General features: G+C 63.3%; 21 protein-coding genes. 15 read left to right on the forward strand and 6 right to left on the reverse strand.

Features of this window, described 5'->3' with window-relative positions; all coding sequences use genetic code 11:
• Positions 1-64: 64 nt before the first annotated feature.
• Complete coding sequence (locus DMB86_RS13465; protein WP_113718265.1) at positions 65-1,051, reverse strand: Bug family tripartite tricarboxylate transporter substrate binding protein; 987 nt, start codon at positions 1,049-1,051, stop codon at positions 65-67.
• 264 nt (positions 1,052-1,315) lie between these two features.
• On the opposite strand from DMB86_RS13465, the gene DMB86_RS13470 reads away from it, so the two are divergent.
• From DMB86_RS13470 to DMB86_RS13485, 3 genes are all read left to right on the forward strand, one after another.
• Complete coding sequence (locus DMB86_RS13470; RefSeq protein ID WP_236783335.1) at positions 1,316-2,764, forward strand: sensor histidine kinase; 1,449 nt, start codon at positions 1,316-1,318, stop codon at positions 2,762-2,764.
• Positions 2,761-3,453 (forward strand): response regulator, encoded by a 693-nt coding sequence (locus DMB86_RS13475; RefSeq protein ID WP_113718267.1) that lies wholly within the window; start codon positions 2,761-2,763, stop codon positions 3,451-3,453. Before DMB86_RS13470 ends, DMB86_RS13475 begins: the two co-directional genes overlap by 4 nt.
• Before the next feature lie 842 nt (positions 3,454-4,295).
• A complete protein-coding gene (locus tag DMB86_RS13485) occupies positions 4,296-5,249 on the forward strand; it encodes a ferritin-like domain-containing protein (RefSeq protein ID WP_113718268.1) in 954 nt (317 codons plus the stop codon).
• 186 nt (positions 5,250-5,435) lie between these two features.
• Here DMB86_RS13485 and DMB86_RS13490 read toward each other — a convergent pair whose 3' ends face one another.
• The 5 genes from DMB86_RS13490 to DMB86_RS13510 form a co-directional block, all read right to left on the reverse strand.
• On the reverse strand, positions 5,436-5,789 hold the full coding sequence (locus DMB86_RS13490) for a hypothetical protein (protein ID WP_227878372.1): 354 nt from the start codon (positions 5,787-5,789) through the stop codon (positions 5,436-5,438).
• Between the two features lie 116 nt (positions 5,790-5,905).
• Complete coding sequence (locus DMB86_RS13495; RefSeq protein WP_227878373.1) at positions 5,906-6,358, reverse strand: cupredoxin domain-containing protein; 453 nt, start codon at positions 6,356-6,358, stop codon at positions 5,906-5,908.
• Positions 6,359-6,647: 289 nt separating this feature from the next.
• Positions 6,648-7,103, reverse strand: coding sequence for a hypothetical protein (locus DMB86_RS13500; protein ID WP_171814497.1), 456 nt, complete (start codon positions 7,101-7,103; stop codon positions 6,648-6,650).
• Between the two features lie 397 nt (positions 7,104-7,500).
• Complete coding sequence (locus DMB86_RS13505; RefSeq protein WP_113718270.1) at positions 7,501-8,037, reverse strand: SRPBCC family protein; 537 nt, start codon at positions 8,035-8,037, stop codon at positions 7,501-7,503.
• Between the two features lie 21 nt (positions 8,038-8,058).
• Entirely contained in the window at positions 8,059-8,796 is a 738-nt protein-coding gene (locus tag DMB86_RS13510) for a mycothiol-dependent nitroreductase Rv2466c family protein (protein ID WP_113718271.1), read from the reverse strand.
• Positions 8,797-9,189: 393 nt separating this feature from the next.
• On the opposite strand from DMB86_RS13510, the gene DMB86_RS13515 reads away from it, so the two are divergent.
• The 12 genes from DMB86_RS13515 to DMB86_RS13575 all read left to right on the forward strand — a co-directional run bounded on the left by DMB86_RS13515 (position 9,190) and on the right by DMB86_RS13575 (position 20,921).
• Positions 9,190-9,759: a TetR/AcrR family transcriptional regulator gene (locus DMB86_RS13515; protein ID WP_335645005.1), complete on the forward strand. Its 570-nt coding sequence runs from the start codon at positions 9,190-9,192 to the stop codon at positions 9,757-9,759.
• Positions 9,760-9,833: 74 nt separating this feature from the next.
• Positions 9,834-10,487 (forward strand): sigma-70 family RNA polymerase sigma factor, encoded by a 654-nt coding sequence (locus DMB86_RS13520; protein WP_113719563.1) that lies wholly within the window; start codon positions 9,834-9,836, stop codon positions 10,485-10,487.
• Positions 10,488-11,364: 877 nt separating this feature from the next.
• A complete protein-coding gene (locus DMB86_RS13525) occupies positions 11,365-11,880 on the forward strand; it encodes a MarR family transcriptional regulator (RefSeq protein ID WP_171814498.1) in 516 nt (171 codons plus the stop codon).
• Positions 11,881-13,349: 1,469 nt separating this feature from the next.
• Entirely contained in the window at positions 13,350-13,895 is a 546-nt protein-coding gene (locus tag DMB86_RS13535) for a MarR family winged helix-turn-helix transcriptional regulator (protein WP_113718275.1), read from the forward strand.
• 114 nt (positions 13,896-14,009) lie between these two features.
• On the forward strand, positions 14,010-14,504 hold the full coding sequence (locus DMB86_RS13540; RefSeq protein ID WP_113718276.1) for a MarR family winged helix-turn-helix transcriptional regulator: 495 nt from the start codon (positions 14,010-14,012) through the stop codon (positions 14,502-14,504).
• 252 nt (positions 14,505-14,756) lie between these two features.
• On the forward strand, positions 14,757-14,981 hold the full coding sequence (locus DMB86_RS13545) for a Flp family type IVb pilin (RefSeq protein WP_113718277.1): 225 nt from the start codon (positions 14,757-14,759) through the stop codon (positions 14,979-14,981).
• Between the two features lie 118 nt (positions 14,982-15,099).
• Positions 15,100-15,543: a TadE/TadG family type IV pilus assembly protein gene (locus DMB86_RS13550; protein ID WP_113719564.1), complete on the forward strand. Its 444-nt coding sequence runs from the start codon at positions 15,100-15,102 to the stop codon at positions 15,541-15,543.
• Positions 15,531-16,472 (forward strand): pilus assembly protein TadG-related protein, encoded by a 942-nt coding sequence (locus DMB86_RS13555; RefSeq protein ID WP_113718278.1) that lies wholly within the window; start codon positions 15,531-15,533, stop codon positions 16,470-16,472. The genes DMB86_RS13550 and DMB86_RS13555 overlap by 13 nt, the downstream gene beginning before the upstream one ends.
• 12 nt (positions 16,473-16,484) lie before the next feature.
• Complete coding sequence (cpaB, locus tag DMB86_RS13560; protein WP_113718279.1) at positions 16,485-17,240, forward strand: Flp pilus assembly protein CpaB; 756 nt, start codon at positions 16,485-16,487, stop codon at positions 17,238-17,240.
• Positions 17,237-18,451, forward strand: coding sequence for a CpaE/TadZ family protein (locus tag DMB86_RS13565; RefSeq protein ID WP_113718280.1), 1,215 nt, complete (start codon positions 17,237-17,239; stop codon positions 18,449-18,451). Before cpaB ends, DMB86_RS13565 begins: the two co-directional genes overlap by 4 nt.
• Positions 18,448-19,959, forward strand: a complete 1,512-nt coding sequence (locus DMB86_RS13570; protein WP_227878374.1) for a CpaF family protein — start codon at positions 18,448-18,450, stop codon at positions 19,957-19,959. The genes DMB86_RS13565 and DMB86_RS13570 overlap by 4 nt, the downstream gene beginning before the upstream one ends.
• Positions 19,956-20,921: a type II secretion system F family protein gene (locus DMB86_RS13575; protein ID WP_227878375.1), complete on the forward strand. Its 966-nt coding sequence runs from the start codon at positions 19,956-19,958 to the stop codon at positions 20,919-20,921. Before DMB86_RS13570 ends, DMB86_RS13575 begins: the two co-directional genes overlap by 4 nt.
• Positions 20,922-20,936 lie beyond the last annotated feature (15 nt).

Consider the following 20,936-nt stretch of genomic DNA (forward strand, 5'->3'; position numbering starts at 1 on the left):
CGCAACGGTATAAGGCTGTCGCCGAATAAGCGCGCCGGAGGTATGTCTTGCTTTTAGGGTGTCGTCAGGCCTTTGCCGGGAAGCCAAGCTGTTTCATGGTCGCGGCCTCAAGCCGTTCCTGTTGTTTGAGGAACTGGGCAAACGCGTCGCCAGTGATGAACACGTCCGTCCACTCGTTATCGACAAGAGCCTGCTTCCATTGCTGCGATTGGTGCAACTTGGTCAGGATGTCGATGAGCCTGGCCCGGTCCTCGGCTGAAATCCCTGGGGGCGCCAGCACGCCGTGCCAATTCATGAAGACTAAGTCGATGCCAGCCTCCTTCAACGTGGGAGCGAGGGTCTCCCCTGTCCGGTCCTTCGCGGAGACCGCGAGAACCCGGAGCTGCCCGGCAGTGATCTGATCTCGATATTCCGCGAAGCCCGTGGCCCCGAAAGCAATCCTGTGATTGAGCAGTGCCGGAAGCATCTGTCCATCGCCGGCAAAGGGAACGTATTTTACGGTCGAAGTTGCGATGCCAATGATGTGAGCCAGTTCCATGGGGAACAGGTAGTTCGGGCCTCCCCGAGACGATCCACCACCGACCTTGAGACTGACAGGATCCGCTTTCCACGCTGAGATCAAGTCAGCAATGCTCTTGTATGGCGAGTCGGCGGGTACAACAACCACTTCGGGTTCTTCGGTGAGGAGGGCCAGAGCGGTGGCATCCGACGGACGGCAATTCGAGACGCTGCCGTAACACGCGCCGACCATGCCCAAACCCATCATCATCATCAGATTCGCGTTGCCGGACTCCTTCAAGAGACGCTCCATGGCGATTGTCTCATCGTCTCCCACCACATTGAAGACATCGATGTGGCCGGTAGTCCCGGTCTTCTCCATAATGTTCGTCACCGTGCGGGCTGCGATGTCATATCCGCCCCCCGGGGTGTTGGGCACCATCATGGAAAGCTCGTGAAGCTGATCGCTTTCCCCCCAAAAGGCCGAACATCCGTTGAGCGTCACGCAGATAATCAGAGCAGTTGCGAAGGTCCGCAGTGATCGTTTGATCATTGTGTGCTCCTTCGCGTCCGTGTCGGCAACCATTTAGTTGCGACTACTATTAGAGTCTGAAGGCGACAGTGCTCGATGTCACTATTAGCCAATTAAAGAAGGTTATGGTCTTTGTGGTCACGCGCAGCTCCCCGCCGACGAATGTCGTTATCTGGCCGCGTCTTCCTTCTTCAGCTTGCTGTAATCACGGCGGTTCTCCTCGCGGTGACGTTCGTTTCGGTTGCTCAGTCACGAGCCGACTTCCGTGAGGTACAGGGCCAGCGCATGCTGGCCAGCGCAGAAAGTTTCGCGTCCACGCCGATCGTGGCCAGTCAGATCGGTACGCCGCAGGCGTCCCTGGTGCTCGCCCCCGATATGGAGCGGACCAGGTCTTTGTCGAATGCGTCGGTCGTGGCGATCGCAGACTCCGGTGGCACAGTAATTGCGTCGTCTGATCCGACGACTGTCGGAACGCATACGGATTTCGTGGCGGCCAAGGCGTTGCAGGGCCGTGCGTGGACCGGTGACATCGCCAGCGGTGGGGAGCAGTCCATTGTGGCCAACGTTCCGGTGCTCCGCGATGACGGTAGCGTGGCTGGCATCATTGTCGTAGCCGAGGAATACCCGCCGGTCGGCACGGAGCTGGAAGCGGCAGTTCCTGGTCTTCTGCTCTTCCTTGGAATCGGGGCAGGGTTGGGGGTCCTGGGTTCGTGGGTGCTTTCTGGACTTGTGCGTCGCGGCACACGTGGTCTGGAACCACATGAGATCGCGGAGCTTGCCGATCATCGCGAGGCGCTGCTGTACAGCATCCGCGAGGGGGTCATCGGAGTAGGAGCCGACGGCAAAGTCACGGTGCTTAACAAGAGCGCGATGGAACTGCTGAACCTCCCGCCGGAGTCTGCCGGCGCCCGCATCCTCGACCTCCCCGTCGGCAACCAAATTCGCAGCAGCCTGCTCGAGACCACCGACAATGCAGAGACAGCCCTCGTCACGGATACGCGCATCCTTGTTCTCAACCGCAGGGCGGTTGTGAGCCGCGGTCGTTACATGGGCACGGTGACAACGTTGCGAGACCGCACGGAGCTGGCAGAGCTGCGAAGCCAACTGGCCATGAACCAAAGCATCACCGAGACCATGCGTGCACAGACGCATGAGTTCTTTAACCACCTCCACACCGTTTCGGGGCTAGTGCAACTTGGAGAATTCAATGAAGTGAGGCAGTTCATCGGAACTCTCACCCGCCGCAGCGCAGAAATCACCCAGGACATATCCCAGCGCATCGAAGATCCGACCGTGACGGCTCTCCTCGTAGCCAAGACAAGCCTCGCCAGGGAATCAGGGATCGCCCTCCAACTCTCAGAGGACTCGGGCGTCGGCCCTCTGGGCCCATCGCTGGCAGCCGATGTCATCACGGTTCTTGGTAATCTGATCGACAATGCCGTAGACGCGACCGCGGGGCTTTCTGACATTGCCATCGCCGTCGGCCTACACGACAATGGCACGATGATTACCCTTAGCGTCTCCGACCCCGGGCCTGGAATTCCCGAGGATCTCGAGCAGCGCATCTTCAGTCGCGGCTTCACTACCAAACCCCCGGTTTCAGCCGGCCGCGGCGTTGGGTTGGCACTGGTGCGTCTGGTCTGTTCCCAGCGCGGCGGTGAGGTAACGGTTCGTACCGACAACGGCGCGACTTTCGAGGCTACGCTGCCGTACCCTCCGGGGGATCGATCATGATCCGGGTGCTTGTTCTAGACGACGACTTCAGAGTGGCCCGCATCCACGCCAAGTTCGTCAGCATAACGCCGGGATTTGTCGTCATCGGCACGGCGCACTCCGGCCGCGAAGCGCTCACCCTGGTCGAGGACCTGTCCCCGGACCTCATCCTCCTCGATGTTCATCTGCCAGACATCAACGGTCTCGATCTCCTGCGCCAGTGGCGCGCTGCCGGCGTCGCCATCGACGCCATTGTCGTCACCGCAGCAAGGGAAGCGGAATCCGTACGGGCCGCTCTAGCCGGCGGCGCCACACACTATCTAATCAAGCCATTCGAATACGACGATCTGGCAGCCGCCCTCCGGCTTTATCAGCAACAGCACCAACGGATAACCTCTCTTGCATCCGCCTCTCAAGACGACATCGACAAGATCTTCGGCCACACACAGGCCCAAACGAAGTCTCAGCCAGGAATGCTCCCCAAAGGCCTGAGCCTTGAAACGTCAAAACTGATCAAAGAAGCACTCACAAACGCAGATGAAATCTCGGCAACCCAATGCGCCGATCTCACCGGCATCTCTCGAGTCAGCGTCAGACGCTATCTAGAATACTTCGTGCATGCTGACCTTGCCTCCATCCGGCTACAATACGGGAGCTCCGGCAGACCGACTCGGTACTACTCCATGAGAACGACCCCACGCTCCAACTAACACAGCGGTTACTCCCCCACGTCATCGGACCTACTGAAAACGGACGTATCTGATCCAAGGATCCACCGCGGCCTAGGCGGCAACCTACGGCGCAACCTACCGCCACGAGTACCCATGGTCAACAGCCAGGGGCCCCGATCCGAGTCGCAAGCCATAGCTGAAGTCGTCCAACAGCCCGTCCCGGCCAATGATGTGGGGCGGTGTGGCGCCAGCCGAAGGGCGGAAAGGGTTATCCACGCGACCGTCCTTCCCCACTCCCCAAACGAAAAGTCACCAAATTGCGTCTTTCGCCATGGCACCTGGCCGCCTGTCAGACCGGACCGAAACTACGCTCCGAACAACGCAGTTCGTTGAAATACGACGGGCCGCTCTCGACAACCGGTGACATGCCGTCCACCTTGCCGATGAACCTGCAAATGGTCATCAAACGGCAGTTCCGGCGCTGTGCTGCGGAGCCTCGTCACGTTTTACTCACGTTTTTCAAATGTCGGGCGCGAAATCCGCAAGAATCCGCGGTTTCCCCGGATCCAAACGACGGGAGACGATGGCTGGCAACTATTGGCCCTTCCATCGTCCTCCTAACGGATCTGCCCGACGCCAGCGTCTCAAGGTCTGCATCGTACATCTGACCTTGTTCGGCGGAGGATCGGCATATGTGCGCCGGTTCACCACAATAATGGTAAATTCCGAGTTTCGCTCCGTGGGCCCAAGATCGTCCCTATAAAAGTCGCATTTTCTCCTTCCGGGCAACGCCAGTCGGGGTGTAACGTTTGGGTCACGGTCTCCCTTCGTCACATAGACATCTAGACACATAGACACCTCCCATCGTCTGGAGACCGATCATGTTTGACCAAAAATTCATTGGGCAAGCCATTGCCCGCAGCGCCGAGAATCCCTCCGACCGTCGCAACTTCCTTCGCGTCGCCGGGCTCTCGGGGGCCGGGTTCGGCGCCGCCGCCCTTCTTGCGGCCACTGCCAGCGCCGCTGAGGCGAGCCCCTCCCCCGCCAATGCCCCCAGCGATGCCTCAATCCTGAACTTTGCCTTGAACCTGGAATACCTCGAAGCAGAGTTCTACCTCCGTGCAGTCACCGGACACGGCCTGCCCGACAAGCTGACCACCGGCACCGGCCGCCGCGGAGGCGTTGACGGCGGGCACGCGGTTCCCTTCAAGACGGGGCGGATCCGCCAGATCGCCACCGAAATCGCCGCCGATGAAACGGCCCACGTCTCCTTCCTGCGCGGGGCGTTGGGCTCCGTCGCAGTCTCACGGCCGAGCATCAACATCGATGACAGCTTCACGGCCGCAGCCATGGCCGCCGGGCTGATCAAGAAGGGACAAAAGTTCGACGTCTACGCAAACGAACAAAACTTCCTCCTCGGAGCCTTCGTCTTCGAAGACGTCGGAGTCACCGCCTACAAGGGTGCCGCGCCGCTGGTCACGAATAAGACCTACCTCAGTGCGGCCGCAGGAATCCTGGCCGTAGAGGCCTACCACGCCGGCATCATCCGCACCACACTGTTGGAAATGGGCCTGGCAGCACCCACAGTAAACATTTCGAACCTGCGCGACGCCGTCGACGGCCGCTCCGATGACGACCAGCCCATCGTCCTCAACGGCAAGGCCAATCTGGTGCCCGCCGATGCCAACGCCATCGCATACGGGCGCACCACCGCCCAGGTGCTGAACATCGTCTACCTCACCGGCCACCAAGTGCGCTCGGGCGGGTTCTTCCCCCGCGGAGTAAACGGAACCATCAACACCAGCGGCGACAACGACCGCGACGGAGACGACTAAACGGCGGAAACTGCTAAGTCAGGCCCTGCTGCCGCGGGTGCCTCCCCGGACCAGCCAGGAAACACCCGCGGAACTCAAGTGAGACCCCACAGCCATCCATGCCCGCCCTCACCGACCCCCCCCACGGCCGTTGGCCCTGGCGAGTCACGCGCTTCCGTGCACATCGGGCGGAGGCATGACCTGAAGTCAGCCACTGCGGGTTTTTCGGTGAAGCGTCAGGGCCGCCATTGCCACGAGTACGACGGCGGCTTGGGCGAGGGCGGTGAGTGTTTTGTCAAAGAACCACACGGGTTCGTACATGGCAGGGAACGGACCGAATGCAGGGATCTGGAGGTAACGGTAGAGAAGCAGCACGGCCAGTCCACCGCCAGCAACTAGTACGGCCAGAACCCAGGCCGGCCGACTTCCGCGGATCAGCACGTAGAGCCCGACCGCCGCGGCGGCTGCCGCTTCGATAAGAAACAGATTGCCTTCTCCGATACCTCCGGGGGCGGCGCCCTGATAGCCCGGCGCGAGCCGGGCATGAACGACGGCGTCCACGGCCAATCCAGCCGCAGCCAGAACCCGAAGCACGAGGATAGCTGGTGTTCGGCCGTGATGGCTGAGCTGTTCTGATCGCTTCCCGGGGCCGTCCCGTCTGGAGCTTTTGGCCCGGATCATTTGACGTTCAGCGTTCCGTGCATGCTGGCGTGGTACTTGCAGTGGTAGGTGTATGCGCCGGGTTTGGTCGGGGCCGTGAACGTGACGCTGGCACCGGGCTCAACGACGGCGTTGAAGGACCCGTCGTCGGCGGTGAGGGTGTGGGCCACGGCGTCCTTGTTCGTCACGGTAACTGTGGCACCGGCTTTGACACTGTCCGGGCCGGTGTAGGCGAAGGACTTGATCTGGATGGCTGCCTTGACTGCTGTCCCCGTTGACGCCGCGGTAGACGCGGTCGCGGTGGCACTCGTATCCGGGCTCATCGACGCGGCCGATGACGACGTCGCAGCCGAAGGTGCCGATGGTGAGTTGGTTGCCGTCGCGGCGCTCCCGCAGGCGCTGGCGCCGAGGATGGTGGCTGCGGATATCAGGGCGAGGAGGAGGCGTTGACGGGATTTGTTCGGAATCATGGGGTTTCCTTTTCATGGTTGTTGACGAGAAATGCCGCAGATCCCCCTCGTGCCCGGTCAGAGCTGGTTCCACGCTGGTGGCTGGCGGAAGGGTTGATGTATACGGTGGTGTTCTCAAGGTCGTCCCCGGTAGTCACGTCCACAGGCCTGAAACGATTGCCTTGTTTTGCTCCATTTCACGCATTGGGCATTTCCAAAAATGGGACCGTTTACTAAACTCTCAGCGCCGGGACCAAGACAGTTCCGGTGCTTGATGTGGGACCGAAATTTTGAGGAACTGTCGTTGCACTCATGGCTGCCTCAGGCTGAGGCTGTGGATGCCGGCCTGATGACCTGCTTTGACTGCGATGGCGACTGCGCTCAAGCACGCGGTTGCCTCCGCGATGACCGACACCACTCCGAGCGGTTCAAGCCAGTTGCCAATGTCGTCGCCGATCTCAGGCAATCCAATGGTCCGCGAAATTACGTAGGCCAGGAGGGCCAGGCCCATGACGACGGCGGTGGTGACGTAAGCCACTGAAACGTCGCCGAGGGCGAGCACGGCTGCCAGGACGAAGCTGGCGGCGGCGAGGACCATGAAAAGGATCCCGATGTACGGCGCTTCGTGGAGGTGGGCGGGAATGACCGGAATATGTGCCGCACCTGCCACCACCAAGGCAGCCACAGGAAGTGCCCGCAGAGAGTGTTTGACCGGTCTGCCAAGCAGTCCCCTGCCGGTCATGGTGGAACGGTGGTTCGTTGTCATTGTCTGCGTTGACATGGGTTTGTGCCGATCCGGTCATGGCGCCCCGGCAGCGGTGCGCCTCAAATAGTGGCGTCCTCCTAATGGTTTTCGAGGACACAAGTTATTCGTAGCCGTGGTCAGTCCGGATTGCACGGGCGAACGATCAGGCCGTTGAGAGACCCTCCGCTTCCGCTTCGGCTTCCGCGTAGACGGATCCCACGGACCAGGACAAATACTCCGCGACCAGCAAAAGAATTGCCAAAGTGCCGGTCGGACCGGATCGGTGGCGATCGACAGCCAACGGTACTCCCGGACGAAGGCAACAACTGCGCCTCGCTCAGGCTACTGTAACCGCACTCAAAAACTGGGCCAGCCTTGAAGTCTTAAAATCACCTGTCCTCGAACTTTAGGTCGCCATTCAGCGAAGGGAGCCCGAACGCGGCCAGGGAACTGGACATGACCGGGCCTGCTCACTTGCCATGAGGGACTCAGCGATCCGCTTAATGGCGGCAAGCGTTTTCGGGATGCCCTCGAGCGCCTGCTGGGTGCGATCGGCGATCTGAACGGACGCGCTGTCACCGTACTTTTCCTCGAACATGGCGATCCCACCCGGCAGGAACTCCCAAGACTCGCTCAGCATCGTCCCCGTAGTCGCTGGGGTCAGGGTGTAGCCCCAGCGGACGAGGCTGCCACCCACCACCCAGGCGAACTCGCGGCCATGCTCGGCAGCCACCACCTGTGACCTGGTCTCCCAGGACCGGTCTGGGAGCTCATTGTGGCCGGTGAACCAGGCGCCAACCCGGCCGGCGTTAGCCTCATCGTCCCACCAACACGAGGTACAGACCGGGCTCCATTCCCCAGTGCGGGTGATGTCGGAAACCAGGTCGTAAAGCATCTCCGATGTTGCCTGAACCGTGATGGACTCCCTGTGGTGGCGTTTGCTTATTTGGTTCATGGGTCTATCCTCACACAGTGTTCATTTCTTCTGCCGACGGCTGCCCCCGTGCCAGTCTTCCTGCTGACCGACCGCATCGCCGTCAACTCCGAGAGCAGCAAGCTGTGGCTGCTCGCGCAGGCTGCGCTTGAGCTCCGCAAAACCAGGGAAGCGTGCCAGCCCGACCACATGGTCCCACAGCTCGGTGGCCGAATCTTCCTCTGGCAGCCTGCTGATGACGGGCCCGAAGAAGGCAACACCGGCCGGTGGCTGGAAGTGGATGATGGGCGTGCCCACATCCTTGCCCGTCAGCGCCAGCGCCTCGTCCGTTTCCGCCTTGATTTCACGGTCCCAGGACTCGTCCTCGAGAGCCTGCGCCAGTGTCAGGGGCAGGCCGGCCTCGGCGAGGATCGGTTCCACAAACCCACGTGTCCCACGCCGCTCGCGCACCACACCCTCGGTGTCCTGGTTGAGCGGGTCGGGGGCAACATCAAAGATCTGCGCCCCAAACGCCGCATACAATCCGGCCATCGACTCGCGGCCATGCTCCGCACGTGCCCGGGCGGCCACCCGCAGAAGCCGGAGCCCGGCCGTGTGTCCAGCCTCGTACTCTGGTGGAAATTGCGCGTCATAGTCAACCTTGGCATTGATCAACCGCAACGAGATGAACCGCCAGTCCACGGTGTAGTCACGCTGAGCCTGCACCTGCCGCACCCACTTGCTCGTCAGCCAGGCGAAAGGACAGACCGGGTCAAAATAGAAATGAATGTCGGCATCCATTCCTCCACCTTTACACCGGTTGGCAACCCACGTCCACCGGTATCCAGGACCGGTACTGCAGCGTCGGGCTTCCAACTCGCGCAATTCGTCAATACTTCCTAGGACCCAAAAGGCAGCCACGGGCTGTGGCAGCTCCGACCCGATTTTCCAAACTCGACCGGCCCCAAATTGCCTTGCCTGCAGGCCGGTCCATGGTCAGTTTTTTGGCGGGGGTTGGGCCGGGGCAGGGATGGAGTTGGGGTCTCCTTCCCCAGAACAGGGACTGTACCGACCGGTCTGTCTGGTTTGGGTGTAGTGTCAATCTTGATGGAACACGCCCCGAGTTTTTTAGCTGATACGACTGACATGCCTGCCTCCTCTTCGCCTGCTCGGTCTGGGGCGAGGGAGCGAATTATGGACGCAGCCTATGAATTATTTTCCCAGCGTGGCATCCGCGATGTCGGCATCGCTGAACTGATAGTGCGGGCAGGGGTTGCCAAGGCGACGTTCTATGCACACTTCCCCTCCAAGGATGATCTCGTCCTGGCGTTCTTGGAACGCTGCCATCAAGAATTGACGCTCGAGCAGATCATCTCAGAGTGCAGACGCAGGTCCGATGACCCTATAGCCCAGTTGCTGACCATCTTCGACGTTCTAGACGGGTGGTTCCACCGGGACGACTTTGAGGCTTGTTCCCTCATAAACACCATGCTGGAAATGGGGCCCGACCATCCATTAGGGAAAACTGCCGCCGGCTATCTGGCCCAGATCCGGGACTTCATGCGGACTCTTGCCACAGAAGCGGGACTTGACGAACCAGACCGTTTTGCACGGTCCTGCCACATTCTGACGAAGGGCTCCATCATCGCCGCGGTCGAGGGAGATAAAGAAGCCGCCATCTGGGCCAAGCGCATGGCCCTCTCCCTCATTGCAGATCACGGAGGCCGCACCCAGCTGACCCCACCAAGGCAGGGCGTCTCCTGACAGGATGTCAAAAAGGCCCGTGTTGACCTCACCTAGCCGTAGTCATGTTGCACTCCGAGATTAAAGGGCCGTCCATGCAAGTGCTACCAAGACCAGCCGCAACCGAGCGGGCACCATCGCCGTGGTGTGAAATTGATGAATCATCCACGGTCTTGGAGAATCGGGCACTCATCGATCTGCTGTGCCGTATAGCAGAGGGCGAGAACGTCGCTTTTGAGGACTTTTTCGTGCACACTCACAAGCGAGTATTCGCGGTAATCCGGCGAATTCTCGTGTCAACGGAGCTCAGCGAGGATACCTCCCAGGAGGTATACATACAGGTGTGGAAAGCCGCCAGCCGATTCAATCCGGCACGCGGGTCCGTGATGGCTTGGCTGCTGACCATCGCCAGGCGCCGCGCTGTGGACCACGTCAGAGCCGAACAATCCCGCCGCGACCGCCAAACTCGTTTCGTCGTTGGGAGCCACTGCGTCGATCACGATGTGGTGGCCGAGGCGGCGGCCGCCATCTTAGAGGTCGAGGACGTCAACCTTCATCTACTCTCGCTATCGACGCTCCAGCACACCGCAATCGAACTGGCCTTCTTTGACGGGCTGACCTACGCCGAAGTAGCGATCATCCTGAATGTGCCACTGCCAACAGTAAAAAGCCGAATCCGGGACAGCCTCCTCAAGCTACGGCAAGCAATGACCGAACCGTCAAGCACACCGCCGAGCCTCGTCGCGTAAAACTGAACTGGGCCCGGAAGGAGCCCCGATTTGTTGCCCTACACCTTGACGGACACATGACCACAGCGACAGTGCAACAGCCACAGTGCAACGATTTTCACTCTCCGCATGGGGGCGGTCTGGTTCACCTCCTCCTCACATCACGTGGACAGCCAGTGCTACCGTCCCAGCCTGACGGGGTTCACCTTGCCAAACGAGACGTCGCCTGCTGCCGACGATTACGACAATGAGCGACCACAGGACAATCACAGAACGCCGCCACGAAGCGATGGTCTCCACGGGTAGGACGGCTCCTTCGTCAATGCCCGGACGGGCAGTACGAGGCTGTACGGCAAAAAGTGCATTGGCAGCACGGTCCTAGGACAACAGCCGAGCTGAAACTAATTGGCGCATAGCCTCGGGAGGTAGCACGGGTCTGGGTAGGACATACAAAGTAGTGAGACCCGGTGTCCATGAAGAGGTGAAATTCAGTGTGCACGATATAGCGAGATTAGACACCACCTAGCCAGACGATCACTACCATCTGGGGCTATGCGCCAGAAATTTCGGAAGGTTGAGGAAATCTTGAGGGATTACTGACGGGTTCTTGCTTGATAGTCGGCGCGAAACTTGAGACTTAGCTGATTTGCTAGGTTTAGAGGTCCCCAGCGGCTTTCCGCGTCTGGCGGGCATCCGTGCGCGTCGCGATGCCTACGGAAGCACCTGAAGTAGGTTGCTGCCCTGTCCCGAGTTCCTCAAATGAAGCGGGTAGGGCCGAGCAAGGTGATAGATTGCCGAAGTTTCCAGAAATTCGCGTTTTTGCAGGGCAGGCCGAGCTGTTGCTGTTCAAAATCTATGACGGCCGACTGGCTTGAGATCAACGGAAGAGATGGTAACGGTGACGATTACGGCACTGAGGGACACGGCGTACATGGAGCATGACCCGGTCCGCGCTGTGGCGAGGAATCTGTGCGGCCTGATTGCCAATGGTCAAGCATTCCGCAGCGTGCGCGGAAGGGAGCTGCAGCTTGGGCCCAGCGACCTTGACGCCCTCGACCTTTTGTACAACGACGGGTCAATGGCACCGAAGGACCTCTCGGCGCTGATGGGAGTCACCTCCGGAACCATGACGGCCCTGCTGGACCGGGTGGAAAAAGCCGGCTTCCTCAAACGTGAGCGCAATCCTAACGACCGCCGGGCGCTCCTCATCCACCTGACCCCCGCCGGCGACCACGCCATGCAGTGGCTCTACGAACAGTTCGACACCGCCGTCCGTGATTCCCTGGCCAGAGTCTTCGGCCTCGACGTGGCAGAACTGGAAAAAGCCGTGAGCGAACTGAGCAAATCACTAGAATTAGACCCCGAGGAAGCCACACCGGGGAGCCGGGGGCAGCCGTTGACGCACAAGGTCTAGAGGCACTCGGCCACGGGTTGGCGACACTTAGGGGCTCGAAAAATCGGAGAACCACCGGACCTAGTGGCTTGTCTAATTCTCGCGTTCCCGGAAGTTCACATGTCCCACGCTAATGCGCGATTGACTGTTGATGGGCGTGCAGTGCTGGTCGATCAAATTGCCTTCGGCCATCCTGGCGCACGTGGCTAGTGAGCTCGGAGACTCACGCCAACGCTTCCACCGGTGGGTCCGCAGCTATCGCGGATGCGGGCAGGGCCGAGTTGCGGGACCCCTCCAACCGACCGCGCACAGCCTATCCAAAGCACCGGCACAGCTTAAAGAGACTATGTTGCAGAGCGTGCGGGAACTCCGGGCAGGTTCGGCCTGGATCGCCGTCGCGACAGGCGTGCCGAGAATGACCGCGATTAGGATTCTGCGACGCCATGCCACCGGTACGAGCGCGGGCGTCCGGTCGGGTTGGTCCATCTCGATGTACCGAAGCTCGGCCGTATTCCGAAGGGCGGGGCGGAGTGCCCACAGACGCAGCGAAGACGTGCGAGACCGCGGCATCGGGAGGAAGTGCCCCAACCTCCGATGAAAAACCGGAGGGCCGGGGCGCAAATTGGGGTTGTCCTTCCGTAGTCGGGATCGGAAGGACACCCCCGTACGCTACGCAACGCCTGGCGAAATCGCCAGTCCGCGCGTGGAGCCAACCGGCACACACAAGTTTCTGCACGCAACGACCACGAAGGGCCCGGGTGTTGGCGCTCCGCATCGAGGATACCAACCCGCCATATCGTGGATCCGCACAGGTCTGCGCGTCAACTGAGGCTGCCTCCCACAGCGCCGTGGACGGATCAAGAGCGCAGACGGTACGTGTTTCAGACCGGCAGCAGTTCGAACAGCTCCGTTGCTGTGGGTAGCGCTGCCACGTTCTGTGAACCATCCCCGTAGCGAACCTGGAACAACGATCTCATCGGATCCGCATCCTGTCCGCGCCTCAGGCTTCACCAGTTTCCCTTCAACCGTTGAGCAGCGACTCAAGAATGCGTCCAGCGGCCCGCGCCGGATGGCGGACGGAGGAGGCGATGCTCGTGGTGCAGCCGACGCCGGTGGGCGCGGCCACCTTATCGCCGTTCACGCCATCGGCGACGGTGGCGCCGGGCACTGCCGGCCCGGGACAACCAGCGCGACTGGGTGGACCGGGCAGGTGCTGGTGCACAAGCGCATTGGCCAGTGACATCACGACGTGGATGTGAGGGTCGGTTTCATCTGCGATACTGACGCCCGTAGGTTGAACGAAGCGTGCCCGTGGAACCCTTGAATCCGGCCAGTGCAGCGACGTAGAATCAAGAGGCAACAAACAATATAACTGAACCCCAAGTAGCTTGCCTGTCAAGCTTTGCGGGCGCGACATTGATGCGTGAATAGGGCTTCTACCGGGGTCACTGCTAAAGTTCAATGATGGACTTTAAGATCAATGGAAGTGGATGCTAACTGTGGCGATCACGGCGTTAAGCGAAGCGGCCGACATGGACGGTGATCCCGTCCATGCTGTGGCGGGCAGTCTGCGCGACCTCATTGCCAGCGGGCAAACGTTCCGCAGCGTGCGTGGCAGGGAACTGCAGCTCGGCCCCAGCGACCTCGCCGCCCTCGACCACTTATACAACAGCGGGTCAATGGCACCGAAAGATCTCTCGGCCCTGATGGGAGTCACCTCCGGGACCATGACCGCCTTGCTGGACCGAGTGGAAAAGGCCGGATTCCTCAAACGCGAGCGCAATCCTGACGACCGCCGGGCGCTGCTCATCCAACTCACCCCTGCCGGAGTACATGCCATGCAGTGGCTCTACGAGCAGTTCGATGCCGCCGTCCGTGATTCCCTCGCCAGAGTTCCCGACCTGGACGTCGGCGGTCTGGAAAAGGTCCTGGATGAGCTAAGCCAATCCCTTGGCTCGGACACCGATGAAACCGTGCAGGCAGACCATGTTCAGCCCCAGAAACCCCCTCAGACGCCGCTGCTGCACGAAGTCTAGCCCGTCGTCCGCCGCGCCCCGGGGGCCAAAGTGTGCCCCGGCGCGAGTGGATGCTCGTGCCGTGTGCCGTCTGGGACCGGACCTGCGTGACTTTCGCGACCGCAGGCGGCAGCGATGACGACCGTTCAGGAAGACGCCTCCGGGGGCGACCCGGCTGCCACCCTCGCCGCAGCCCTGCGCCGCTTGATCGTCATGGGCGAGAACTTCCGGAACCTGCGTGCCAGAGAGCTGCACCTGGGTTCCAGTGACGTTCTCGCCCTGGGCCACCTCCACGACGGCGGATCAATGGCTCCCAAGGTCCTCTCGGCACTGATGGGGGTCACGTCCGGAACCATGACGGCCATGCTGGACCGGGTCGAGAAAGCGGGCTTCCTCAGGCGCGAGCCCAACCCTGACGACCGCCGGGCACTTCTCGTTCGACTCACCCCTGCCGGAGAGCACGCCATGCAGTGGCTCAACGAACAATTCGATGCCACCGTGCGCGAAACCCTTGCCGGGCTGCCGGGCATGACACCCGACGAGCTCCACCATGTGCTCAGCGAGCTCAGCGGTTCCTTGGAACGCCGGCTGGTGGACGAATCGTCCGCCGGCCATCCAGAACTGCGCTGAAGCCCGCGCGGACCACGCGCGGCGGACCCACGCCGTCGGACCCCGCACTGGCGGCCACGGCACTGTGATAGGCCGGTCGGTGATGAAGCAACCACTCCCATGGCACCGCCCTGGCAAAATCCAGACTTGTTCCGGCTGCAAATAAATGAACGATAAACATTTTACTTGACGTACAAGCAAATCACTTTCCGTGCTATATTTCTTTCGGGATGCTGGCGCTGGGCCGGCACCCTCAATTTCCAGGAGCAACTCATGGTCTCAATCATTGCCACCCTTCACACCTTTGGTTTCAACCTGCGGCAGCGCCTGCGCCGCGAGGAAACCGGTGCCACCGCCGTTGAATACGCCCTCCTTGTGGGCCTGATCGCCGTCGTCCTCGTCGTCGGCATCACTGCATTCGGTCCTGCCTTGAGCGACTTCTTTAAGGGTCTTGCCGGCAAGACCTTCAACGCGCCCGTCACCACACCGACGCCCTAGCGGTTCCTCTAAGGGTCTCGGTTCCGGGATGAAACGTCTCTGGAACAGGTCTGCCGTGTGGGAGGGCGCCCCGGCTCCCTCCCGCACCCCGCCATCCCGTACAGCACGCTCCCACACCATGGAATCCCGGACGGCCATCCGTCGCCGGCTCACGTCGCGCCTGGGTTCGGAGCGGGGGGCGGCTGCGGTGGAGTTCGCCCTGGTCGTTCCGGTGTTGTTGCTGTTGCTGTTTGGCATCATCGAGTTCGGGCGGGTGTACAACGCCCAGATCGAGCTAACTGGCGCGGCCCGCGAGGGCGCGCGGGTGATGGCCATCGGCAACGACCCGGCCGCCGCCCGGGCCGCCGCGAAGGCGGGCGCCCCGTCCCTGAACCCGGCGCTGACCGATGCGCAGCTCGCGGTCGTCACGACCGGCACGGATCCCTCTTCGTGCCTGAAGGCTGCGGGTGCGGCGAACGTGTCGGTGACCGTCACGGCCAGGTATCCGCTGACGTTCCTGACGGGAATGTTCGGCAACACCGTCTCGATCACCGGAAAGGCCGTCATGCAATGCGGAGGATAAGGGCGCTGCTTCGACGCCGGATCGGCCAGGAGCGTGGGGCGGTGGCGATCATCACCGCCTTGTCCATGGTGGTCCTGCTCGGCTGCGCGGCGATGGTCATCGACGCCGGGGGCATCTACTTCGAACGCACGCAACTCCAAACCGGGGCGGACGCGGCCGCGGTCGCGATCGCCCAAAACTGCGCGGCCGGCAATTGCGGGGACATCGCGGCCACGGCTGCCTCCTTCGCAGGAAAGAACGCCAACGACAATGCCTCCAGCGCCACGGCGACGGTGGATGCCGCCGCCAACACTGTCACTGTGAACACCGGGACCCTGACAGCCGGTGGGCAGCACGTGCTCACCAACGCGTTCGGGTCGGTGCTGGGCGTGCCCACCAGCACGGTCACGGCCCATGCCAAGGCCTCCTGGGGCAGCCCCGCGGCGGCCACGGTGTTTCCTTTCACCACCCCGCGCTGCCTGTATGACAAGACGCCGCCGGGGCAGGTGCTGTGGATCAAGACCAGCACGTCGTGCACGGATGCGGCCGGCAACGTGGTGCCGGGCGGGTTTGGCTGGCTGGATGAAACCAGCCCGTGCGCCGCCGTCGTCGACCTCTCCGCACAGGTCGGAAGCCAGCCGGGCAAAAGCGGTCCGCCCTGCACCATGTCCAGGATCGTGAACACGACGATCCTGATTCCGGTGTACGCGGTCGCCTCCGGCCAGGGGCAGAACGCCACTTACTCGATTTCCGGGTTTGCCGCCTTCCACCTCACCGATTGGAGCTGGCCGGGCAGCACCGGCAAGTCGGGCACCGCCGACTGCGGCGGATGCACCGGCATCAAGGGCTACTTCACCCAACTCGTCACCCTCGACGACGCCAAAAACTGGCAGGTCACCCGGCTTGGGGGTCCGGCCCTGAACGCCTTCTTCGTCTACCTGATTCAGTAGGAGCCCTCCTTCGTGAAAGTCCGCATCATCGCCGCAGCGGCCGCCGTCGTCCTTGCCATCGTCGGGGCCACGGTTCTGGCCACCTATGTTGCCAACGCGGACCAGCGTGCCCTGCAGGGCGCGCGGTCCGTGCAGGTGTACACCGTGCGCGTCCCCATCCCGGCCGGCACGGCCGCCGAGAAGCTGCCGCAATTGGCCGCCCGACAAAGCATCCCGGCCAACGCCGTTGCCGTCGGAGCCATCACCAACCTGGCCCAGATCGCCGGGAAGGTCCCCTCCACCAACCTCGTGCCGGGAGAGCAGCTGCTCACCAGCCGTTTCGTTGATCCGGCCGCCCTGAAGGAGAAGGTCCCGGGCCAGGTCCCGCTCCCCGCCGGAATGCAGGCGGTCACCATCCAGCTCGAACCCCAACGGGTGGTCGGCGGGCAGCTTGCACCCGGTGACACCGTTGGCGTGCTCTTTTCCTTCCCGTCCGGCTCCAGCGGTTCCACGACAGGCCCAGTGGTACACCTCGAGCTGCACAAGGTCCTCGTCCTCACCGTCCAGGGCGTCCCCGCCGCCGCAGCTCCCGCGACAGGCAGCGGGCAGGCCGGCGCAGCGCCCGCCGTGCCGGCCGGAAGCGTCCTCGTCACCCTGGCCCGAACGGCCCCGGACGTGGAAAAGATTGTCTTCGCCGCCGAAAACGGCAAAATCTGGCTCACCAGGGAACCTTCGACGGCGTCCGAGGGCGGGACCCGCGAACTGACCAGGGACGGCGTCTTCAAATGAGCCGCTACCTGCTGGTCACCACCGATGCCGCCTTCCCCCGGCGCCTGGCCGAGGCCGCCACCGGCGAGCTGGCCGGAGACATCCAACACTGGGATGAGGCTGCGTTCCCGCTGAACCCGGACGTCCTCTTCGCCCGGCAGGACGATGCCGCACTTCCCGAAGTGGCCATCCTGGGCCCGGGCACGCCGGTCGAGGAGACCCTTGCCCTGGCATCGGCCCTGGACCGTTCCCACCCCGGCGTGAGCGTGCTGCTGGTCCACCCCGCGGGGCCGGACGTGGCGATGGCTGCCATGAGGGCCGGAATCCGCGATGTCATGGCCCCGGACGCCGGGCACTCGGACATGACCGCCCTGCTGCACCGCGCCGTCCGCACCGCCGCCGACCGCCGCCAGGCCTTCACCCCCGTGCCCGAGCCGGCCGAGGCAGGCGTGAAGGGCCGGGTCATTTGCGTACTCTCCCCCAAGGGCGGGGCCGGCAAGACCACCGTCGCGACCAACCTCGCGATCGGCCTGGCGGCCGCGGCCCCGCACGCCACCGTGCTGGTGGACCTGGACCTGCAGTTCGGGGACGTGGGAAACGCCATGCAGATCGCCCCCGAACAGTCCCTGGCCGAAGCCGTCCGCGGTGCCGCGACCCAGGACACGATGGTGCTCAAGTCCTACCTCAGCCCCCACCCCACGGGCGTGTACGCCCTCTGCGCCCCCGACTCGCCGGCGGCGGAGGCCGAGATCACCACCGCCGACGTCTCGCACCTGCTCGACCAGCTCGCCAGCCAATACCGCTACGTCGTCGTCGACACCGGTGCCGGGCTCTCCGACCACACGCTGGCGGCGCTGGACAAGTCCACCGACTACGTGTTTGTCGCCGGCATGGATGTACCCAGCATCCGCGGGCTGCGCAAGGAAATGGACGTCCTCAAGGAACTGGGCATGGTTCCGGCCCACCGGCACATCGTGCTCAACAGCGCGGACGCCCGCGACGGGCTCTCCATGCACGACGTCCAAAGCACCTTGGGCCACAAGGCCGACGTCGTCATCCCCTTCAGCCGGGCCGCCCGGCTCTCCACCAACCAGGGACTGCCGCTGCTGCAGGACAAAACCAAGGACAGGGCGGCCAAGGCCCTGCGCTCCCTGGTCAACCGCTTCACCCCCGCCCCCGCCCCGGCCCTCAAACGCCGCAGCAAAGCCCGCCACCGCAGAGGAACACTGTGAACCTTGCCGAACGCCTCGCCGCCGCGCACGGCAAACCTTCGGCGCCTCCCGCCGTGCCGCGGACGGCGCCTGCCCTGCCCGACGCCGGCGCGCAGCCGACTCCCGCGGACCGGGCACCTACAGCCGTGCCCGCATCCGACGCAACGACACGTGAGGCTGGCGTTCCGGCAGCCGCGCCCCGGACCCGGCTGGGCGGCACCGCCGTCCCCGAACAGCCCCACGATGCCCTGGCCAAGCTGAAGCAGCGCGCCGGCGAGGAACTGTTTGAACGGATGGGGGTGCGGCTTCTGGACGCGTCCCTCACCGAGGAAGCGCTGTACGAACTGGTCCAGGAGGAACTGGTCCGGGTCGTGGAGGCGGAGGCGATCCTGCTCACCCGCGAGGAACGCAAACGCCTCATCAAGGAAGTCACGGACGACGTGATCGGCTACGGGCCCCTCCAGCCGCTGCTCGATGACAATAACGTCACCGAGATCATGGTCAACGGACCCAACATGATCTATGCCGAACATAAGGGCAAACTCACGCGTACGGGCGTGCGCTTCGCCTCGGAGGAGCATCTTCGCCGGGTCATCGAACGCATCGTCTCCAAGGTCGGGCGCCGCATCGACGAGTCCTCCCCCCTGGTGGATGCCCGCCTCGCGGACGGCTCCCGCGTCAACGCCGTCATCCCGCCCCTGGCGGTGCACGGGTCGTCGCTGACCATCCGGAAGTTTTCCACCGACCCGTTCCAGGTCCACGACCTGGTCCAGTTCGGCACCCTCTCCCCCGAAATGGCCGAGCTCCTCGACGCCTGCGTCAAGGGCCGCCTGAACATCATCGTCTCGGGCGGCACGGGAACCGGCAAGACGACCCTGCTGAACGTCCTCTCCTCCTTCATCCCCGCCGACGAACGCATCGTCACCATCGAGGACGCGGTGGAACTCCAGCTCCAGCAGGACCACGTGGTGACCCTGGAAAGCCGGCCCTCCAACATCGAAGGCAAGGGCGAAATCACCATCCGCGACCTGGTCCGCAACTCGCTGCGCATGCGCCCGGACCGCATCGTCGTCGGGGAGTGCCGCGGCGGGGAAAGCTTGGACATGCTCCAAGCCATGAACACCGGCCATGACGGCTCCCTCTCCACAGTCCACGCCAACTCCCCGCGCGATGCGATCTCCCGGCTCGAAACGCTGGTGCTGATGGCGGGAATGGACCTTCCGCTGCGGGCCGTGCGTGAACAGATCGCCTCCGCCGTGGACGTGATCGTGCAGCTGACGCGCCTGCGTGACGGCACCCGGCGGGTCACCCACGTCACCGAAGTCCAGGGCATGGAAGGGGAAATCGTCACCCTCCAGGACGCCTTCATCTTCGACTACAGCGCCGGGGTGGACAGCAACGGCCGGTTCCTGGGAAAACCCGTCCCCACCGGCGTCCGACCCCGCTTCACCGACAGATTCACCGAGCTCGGCATCGAACTCTCCCCCCAGGTCTTCGGCACGGCCCCCGCCGCCGGTGGTCGGCGGTGAACGGACCGGCCGGCGGCGCCACAGCGGCCGCGCCCGCACTGCTGGTCTTGGGCCTGCTGCTGTGCTGCGCCGCCCTCGCCGCCGGGTACTTCGCCGTCTTGCCCCCCCGGCCCAAGGTCTCCGTCAAACGTGTCGTCCCCGCCGCCGGGCAACAGTCCCGGCTGGCGCAGCTGACCGCCGCGGCGACCCGGATCATCGAAAAGCTGCTCCACCAGCTCCGGGGGGCGCCAGCCCTGGCCACCGCACTGGAAGCCGCCGGGCTCAGGATGAATCCGGCCGAATACATCATCATCGTCGCCTCGCCCACCCTGATCGTGGCCGGCTTCCTCCTCACGGCCGCCGGACCGCTGGCCGCTGTCTGCACCCTCCTGGCCGGCGGTTTCGCCGGAAGGTTCCTCCTGGGCCATCTGGCAGGGCGCCGCCGGGCCGCCTTCAGCGCCCAGCTCGATGATTCCCTCCAGCTCATGGCCAGCGGGCTGCGCGCCGGCCACAGCCTGGTGCGCGCCGTGGACGCGCTCTCCACCGAAGCCGAAGCGCCGACGTCGGAGGAATTCGCGCGCATCATCAATGAGACCCGCCTCGGCCGCGACGTCGGCCAGGCACTGGAAGCGGCGGCCGAACGCATGCAAAGCGAAGACTTCGTCTGGGTGGCCCAGGCCATCGCCATCCACCGGGAAGTGGGCGGGAACCTCGCCGAGGTCCTCGACCAGGTCGGCCAGACAATCCGCGAACGCAACCAGATCCGACGCCAAATCCAAACCCTCAGCGCCGAGGGACGCATCTCCGCCCTGGTCCTGATGGTCCTGCCCTTCGGGCTCGGCGGCATCCTGGCCCTCATCACCCCCGGCTACCTCGCCCGCTTCTTCGAAGGACCCATCGGCTACGCCATGATGGCCGCCGCCGCCGTGTTCCTGATCGTCGGCGGGCTCTGGCTGCGCAAAGTCATCGCCTTCAAGTTCTGACCGGAGAAACCGCAC

Source organism: Arthrobacter dokdonellae, from assembly GCF_003268655.1.
GTDB lineage: Bacteria > Actinomycetota > Actinomycetes > Actinomycetales > Micrococcaceae > Specibacter > Specibacter dokdonellae.

Excerpts from the sequence above, each read along its gene's own strand:
- DMB86_RS13465 (WP_113718265.1), bottom strand. The coding sequence starts at position 1,051 with ATGATCAAACGATCACTGCGGACCTTCGCAACTGCTCTGATTATCTGC.
- DMB86_RS13470 (WP_236783335.1), top strand. The coding sequence starts at position 1,316 with ATGCTGGCCAGCGCAGAAAGTTTCGCGTCCACGCCGATCGTGGCCAGT.
- DMB86_RS13475 (WP_113718267.1), top strand. The coding sequence starts at position 2,761 with ATGATCCGGGTGCTTGTTCTAGACGACGACTTCAGAGTGGCCCGCATC.
- DMB86_RS13485 (WP_113718268.1), top strand. The coding sequence starts at position 4,296 with ATGTTTGACCAAAAATTCATTGGGCAAGCCATTGCCCGCAGCGCCGAG.
- DMB86_RS13495 (WP_227878373.1), bottom strand. The coding sequence starts at position 6,358 with ATGATTCCGAACAAATCCCGTCAACGCCTCCTCCTCGCCCTGATATCC.
- DMB86_RS13500 (WP_171814497.1), bottom strand. The coding sequence starts at position 7,103 with ATGACAACGAACCACCGTTCCACCATGACCGGCAGGGGACTGCTTGGC.
- DMB86_RS13505 (WP_113718270.1), bottom strand. The coding sequence starts at position 8,037 with ATGAACCAAATAAGCAAACGCCACCACAGGGAGTCCATCACGGTTCAG.
- DMB86_RS13510 (WP_113718271.1), bottom strand. The coding sequence starts at position 8,796 with ATGGATGCCGACATTCATTTCTATTTTGACCCGGTCTGTCCTTTCGCC.
- DMB86_RS13515 (WP_335645005.1), top strand. The coding sequence starts at position 9,190 with ATGGACGCAGCCTATGAATTATTTTCCCAGCGTGGCATCCGCGATGTC.
- DMB86_RS13520 (WP_113719563.1), top strand. The coding sequence starts at position 9,834 with ATGCAAGTGCTACCAAGACCAGCCGCAACCGAGCGGGCACCATCGCCG.
- DMB86_RS13535 (WP_113718275.1), top strand. The coding sequence starts at position 13,350 with ATGCTAACTGTGGCGATCACGGCGTTAAGCGAAGCGGCCGACATGGAC.
- DMB86_RS13540 (WP_113718276.1), top strand. The coding sequence starts at position 14,010 with ATGACGACCGTTCAGGAAGACGCCTCCGGGGGCGACCCGGCTGCCACC.
- DMB86_RS13545 (WP_113718277.1), top strand. The coding sequence starts at position 14,757 with ATGGTCTCAATCATTGCCACCCTTCACACCTTTGGTTTCAACCTGCGG.
- DMB86_RS13550 (WP_113719564.1), top strand. The coding sequence starts at position 15,100 with ATGGAATCCCGGACGGCCATCCGTCGCCGGCTCACGTCGCGCCTGGGT.
- DMB86_RS13555 (WP_113718278.1), top strand. The coding sequence starts at position 15,531 with ATGCGGAGGATAAGGGCGCTGCTTCGACGCCGGATCGGCCAGGAGCGT.
- DMB86_RS13565 (WP_113718280.1), top strand. The coding sequence starts at position 17,237 with ATGAGCCGCTACCTGCTGGTCACCACCGATGCCGCCTTCCCCCGGCGC.